We start from the raw sequence: 5,043 nt of genomic DNA, 5'->3' as shown, positions 1-5,043 counted from the left end.
CGATGGCGCGCGATGCGCTGCGCCATCTCGTCGTCACCGGGCAGTGCGGTGGCGACCAGCGTGGCGCGGCGCGAAGGGTCGGCAGCCAGCCAGGCGGCGGCACGTTGTTCGGCCGTCCGCGACTTGCCGCTGCGGGCGCCGCCGAGGATCATTTCATGGGCTGCGTTCATGGGCGCCTCACGACCACAGCGGCGCCGGCAGGAACAGCCGCGCCGCCGCCCGCGGTGACGACGCGAACCACGGGTGGAACCAGCTGGCGCGCAGGCTGCCGCGCTCGTAGACCGGTTCGCCCGCACCGGCGGCGATGCCGAGGGCCGGCTCGGTGTGCGCGCTGGCCGGCAGGGGCGTCTCGAAGCGCGACCAGTGGAAGCTGTGGCCCCGCAGTGCAGCCTGGTCGTGGCCGGGCAACTGCAACTGGTGCGACCCGAGGGCGGCCAGCCGCCGCCCTAGCACGGCGGTGCCGGGCAGCAGGCCCCAGAGCTCGTGCGTTCGTCCTTGAGCATCCACCAGGCGCTCGGCCGGCGCCATCATCCCGCCGCACTCGGCCCAGACCGGGCGGCCCGCGCGGACATGCTCCGTGATCTGCGCCCGCAGATCCGTCAGCCCAGCCAGCTCGGCGACATGCAACTCGGGGTAGCCGCCCGGCAGCCACAGCGCGTCACAGTCCGGCATGCTATCGCCGGCCAACGGTGAGAAGGGCAGCACCTGCGCACCCAGGGCCTGCAGCACGGCGACGTTGGCCGGGTAGACGAAGGCGAAGGCCTCGTCGTTCGCCAGCGCGATGCGCAAGCCGTCCAGCAGGGGCGGCAGCGCCTGGGCCGGCCCGGCGGCCGGTGCCTGCCACACGGGCCAGTCGGACGCGATGCGCTGCCCCAGCGGGGTGGTGGCCAGCGCATCGGCGGCGGCATCCAGGCGCGCCAGCACATCGCCCGATTCACGCGGCATGCGCAGGCCGAGGTGGCGTTCGGGCAGGCCGAATGCTTCGTTGCGCGGCAGGTGGCCCAGCCAGTGCCGAGGCTCGCGCAAGGCCGTCTGCAGCATCGCAGCGTGACGCGCGCTGCCCACGCGGTTGGCCAGCACGCCGGCCCAGGGCAGCGCGGGCTGCCAGGTCTGCAGGCCATGCGCCACGGCGGCAAAGGTGCCGGCCATCGCGCTCGCGTCGATGACCGCCACAACGGGCATGCCGAAGCGCTGGGCCAGGTCGGCCGCGCTCGGCTGGCCGTCGAACAGGCCCATCACGCCTTCGACGATCACGAGGTCCGCATCGGTGGCCGCTGCGAACAGCCGGCGCGCGCAGTCTGCATCGCCATTGATCCACAGGTCCAGCGAATCGACCGGCTGCCCGCTGGCGGCCTGCAGCCACAAGGGGTCCAGGAAGTCGCGGCCACACTTGAAGCAGCGCACCCGGCGCCCCTGGCGCGCATGCAGGCGCGCCAGTGCGGCCGCCACCGGCGTCTTGCCCTGGCCCGAGGCCAGGGCGGAGATCAACAGGGCGGCAGCCATCGCGCGATCCTCACCCGGTCACATCGTCCAGCGCAGCGTGACCTGGCCGTTGCGGCCGGCGGTCGAGTAGTTGCGCGCCAGCGCGTAGGGCTTGTCGGCGAGGTTGTCGATGCGCGCTTCGAGCGTGAGGCCCTGCATCAGCGACTTGCCGAGGTAGACGTTGACCAGCCCGTAGCCGCCCAGCACCTGCGTGTTGGCAGCGTTCTCGTAGCGCAGCCCCGCCGCCTGCACCTCGGTGCCCACCGTCCAGCCGGCCAGCAGCGTCTCGGCGCCAAAGGTCGCCAGCCGCTTGGCGCGGCGCTGCAGGATCTTGTCGGTGTCGAGGTTGCGCGGGTCGTGCCAGTCCAGCGAGCCGCGCAGCGTCAGGCCGGCCACTTGGGTGCGGCCCGCGAGCGTCACGCCTTCCAGTCGGGCGTGTCCGACGATCTGGTAGCAGCCGAACGCGCTGACGCAGGCTCCCGGCGAGCCGAAGGCGATCAGGTTGGTGATCTTATTGCGCCACGCCGTGAGGCTGGCCTCGCTGCCCGCGGCGGCCCAGCGCAGGCCCAGCTCGACGTTGCGGCCCGATTCGGGCACCAGCGAGGCGTTGCCGTATTCGCTGAAGCGCTGGTACAGCGTGGGCACGCGGAACGACGTAGCGGCCGATGCCGTCACGCGCCATTGCGGCATGAACACCCAGCCCCAGGCCAGGCTGCCGGTGCTCTTGCCGCCGAACTCGCTGTCCTGGTCGCGGCGCACATGCGCCTGCAGGCTGTGGTCGCCGAAGTCACCGCGCCAGCCCAGGCCGATGGCGTCCTGATGGCGCTTGCCGCCAAAGGCCGCGCCAAAGGCGGTGGCGGGATTGAACAGCTCGTCGCTGCGCCGCTCGACCGTGCCGGTGAACCAGTTGCTGCCCACGCGCCGCTCGTGCAGCAGCGTGACGTCGTCGAGCGTGGTTTCCGTGCGGTAGAAGCTGGGCTGCGTCTCGTAGGTGCTCTTGGTCTGGCCCAGCTGCAGCCGGGTCGTCGCGTCGGGGTTCCACTTGCCTTGCCAGGCCACGTTGGCGGTGCGCAGCGTGTGGCGGTTCTGGTCGTCGGTGGTGGCCGAGCCGTCGTAGCCGGACTTCAACTTGCTCGCGAGCAGCGACGCATCGATGCGGTGTTCGGCGTTGATCTGGTAGCCGACGCGCCCCTGGACGGAACTGCGCGTCTAGCCGTCCTTGTCGGGGTTGTGGCCGAACGCTCCGGGTTTGGTGGCATCGAAGCCGTCGCTGCGGCCGTGCGCAGCGGACAGGGAGTAGTTCAGCGCATCGGCCGACTCGCTGACCCCGACCTGCCCTTGCACCGTGTTGTAGGAGCCGAGCGTCAGCGAAGCCCTGGAGCGCACGGGACCGCTGCCCCGCTTGGTGAAGAGCTGCACGACGCCTGCGACGGCATCGGAGCCGTACACCGCGGCCGCCGGCCCGCGCACGAGCTCGATGCGATCGATCTGATCAAGCGGGATCTGTTCCCAGGCGGCGCCGCCGGTGGACTGCGAGTCGACGCGCACGCCGTCGATGTAGACCGCGGTGTGGCGCGTTTCGCTGCCGCGGATGAAGAGGCTCGTGGATGTGCCCGGGCCGCCATTGCGGGCGAACTCGATGCCGGGCAGGCGTGCCAGCAGATCGGCCACGCCGATGACGCCGCTGCGCTCGATGTCCTCGTGGTCGATGACCGAGATGTCGGCCAGCACGGAAGAGATTGGTTGCGGCGTGCGGTTGGCCGTGACCACGACCCGCTCGAGGGTTGCGGGCGACGAAGCCTGAGCGAAGGCGCAGGGTGAAGCGAAGAGAGGGGAGAACGGGACGAGAACGGCGACGGCGCGAAGCGCACGGCCAGAGGCAGTCGATGTCATGGCGAAAGAAGATGAGCCAACCGCGCCCTGCCGCTTCCCCGCGGCCTTGCGCCTTACGGCGCGCCGACTGCGCGGAGCGCCACCTCGTTGGCCGGTATCCGGCTGACGGAGACTACCCGTGACGCCTTCCCAGATCGCATCGCGCGAGGCGATGCACACCCAGTGGCATTGAGTCACGAGCCGACAAGCCGGATCCATGATGGCTTGCCGTCCGCTTACCGTTGCGGGGGCAGCTCAGGTTAGGGGCCGGCCATGCGGGCCATTCCCTCCCTGATTCCCGTTGAACTGTCTCAGCGGAACGCCTTGACGAGCACCAACGCTATTAGTGTATACCGTACTCGCAAAATCAAGCAAGTAGCCCTACGCTCGGGCTCGATTCGGGACGCTCGACTTGGTTCAGCCAAGAGCTGTAGCTTGGGATGAAGTGCATGTGCCAGCGCGGGCGCGCTGCCACCCAGGCCCTGACCTTGGGATGCTTGTGGCTGCTGTAGTTGTCAACGACGCAGTGCACGTCGAGCTCGGTCGGCACGGCCTTGTCGATCGAGCGCAGAAAGGCCAAGAACTCCTGATGCCGATGGCGCGGATTGCACTCGGCCAGGATCGCCCCGTTGAGCACGTTCAAGGCCGGAAACAGTGTGGTTGTTCCGTGGCGAACGTAGTCGTGCGTGACGCCCTCGACATACCCGAAGCTCATCGGCAGAAGCGGCTGCGCACGCTCGAGCGCCTGGCATTGACTCTTCTCGTCGACGCACAGCACCAAGGCGTTGTCGGGCGGGTTCAGGTACAGGCCCACGACGTCGCGCAGCTTGTCAATGAAAGACGGATCGGTGGACAGCTTGAACGACTCGCTGCGATGCGGGTGAAGGCCCAGCAGCTTGAAGTAGCGAAGCGATGAACGCTCGTGGGCGAGATCGTCGTCTCCGCGGCGATGCTGCGCACGCTCCAGTGCGTCGCCCCACCGGCGGGTTTGGTGTGCAGCATCTTGGTGATCAGTTCAGCGACTCGTTCGTCATCGATGGTGCGCGGCTTGCCGGGACGAAGCCGGTCGTACAGGCCGTTGATGCGACGCTCGATGAAGCGGCCTCGCCACTTGCCGGCCGTCGCGCCCGTGATCTGCATGCGCTCGGCGATCTGGCTGTTCGGCTCGCCCTCGGCCGCAGCCAGCACGATGCGCGCGCGCAGCGCCAGCGACGCGGGAATCGAGCGCGAGCGCGCCATCGAACTCCGCTGAGAACGTTCGGCCTCGGTGAGCACGAGTTCAGCCTTCGGTCGTGCCGTCGGCATGTCGGAGTCTCCTGCCCCAAAGATACCGAAAGCCGACGCAAGACATATGCCACGCATTAACGGAACGGGACACTGATATGGTCGCTTTAGTCAATCTGTTGATGGATTCATAGGCAAGCGGCCTGGGGTGATGCGGCACAAGTCTGTTGCTGCGACGATGGATCAGACTGATATCCGTGGGTTGGTCACCACCGTGCATCTTTCCGTCGTGGAAGCTGCCTCGCTCTAGGTGCGCAGGTTGCCCGAGGGCCTCCTGCTCATAGTGTCGTTGAGGGTTCTTCCTACCGTGAGTCGTGCCGCATCACCGCAGCCCGCTTGCTGTCCGTGTTCAATGAACTACTGCCGTTGCCGGGCTCGCCTGATGGGCTATCGCCCAGACGAAGT

The 5,043-nt window shown here is 68.5% G+C and carries 4 protein-coding genes, 1 pseudogene and 1 riboswitch; all 5 genes and pseudogenes read right to left on the bottom strand.

Annotation, left to right across the window (positions count from 1 at the left end; all coding sequences use genetic code 11):
- Positions 1-170 (bottom strand): bifunctional adenosylcobinamide kinase/adenosylcobinamide-phosphate guanylyltransferase (locus x551_RS18340; protein ID WP_173402821.1); only part of this gene is annotated, 170 nt, incomplete at its 3' end.
- Positions 171-177: 7 nt separating this feature from the next.
- Positions 178-1,503, bottom strand: a complete 1,326-nt coding sequence (locus x551_RS18335) for a cobyrinate a,c-diamide synthase (RefSeq protein ID WP_036232070.1) — start codon at positions 1,501-1,503, stop codon at positions 178-180.
- Between the two features lie 18 nt (positions 1,504-1,521).
- The gene (locus tag x551_RS27625) at positions 1,522-2,610 is read right to left on the bottom strand and encodes a TonB-dependent receptor (protein ID WP_231497622.1); all 1,089 of its coding nucleotides are present in this window, start codon (positions 2,608-2,610) and stop codon (positions 1,522-1,524) included.
- Positions 2,611-2,691: 81 nt separating this feature from the next.
- The gene (locus x551_RS27620) at positions 2,692-3,252 is read right to left on the bottom strand and encodes a TonB-dependent receptor plug domain-containing protein (protein ID WP_231497621.1); all 561 of its coding nucleotides are present in this window, start codon (positions 3,250-3,252) and stop codon (positions 2,692-2,694) included.
- Between the two features lie 194 nt (positions 3,253-3,446).
- Positions 3,447-3,708: riboswitch (cobalamin riboswitch) on the bottom strand.
- Between the two features lie 49 nt (positions 3,709-3,757).
- Positions 3,758-4,659 (bottom strand): annotated as a pseudogene (locus x551_RS18325) (IS630 family transposase); the annotation flags it as partial.
- Positions 4,660-5,043: the final 384 nt, after the last annotated feature.

It is taken from the genome of Methylibium sp. T29, from assembly GCF_000576205.1.
Classification (GTDB): domain Bacteria; phylum Pseudomonadota; class Gammaproteobacteria; order Burkholderiales; family Burkholderiaceae_C; genus Methylibium; species Methylibium petroleiphilum.
The sequence above is the reverse complement of the archived record's forward strand: the minus strand, read 5'-3'. Positions and strand labels throughout refer to the sequence as shown.

Excerpts from the sequence above, each read along its gene's own strand:
- x551_RS18335 (WP_036232070.1), bottom strand. The coding sequence starts at position 1,503 with ATGGCTGCCGCCCTGTTGATCTCCGCCCTGGCCTCGGGCCAGGGCAAG.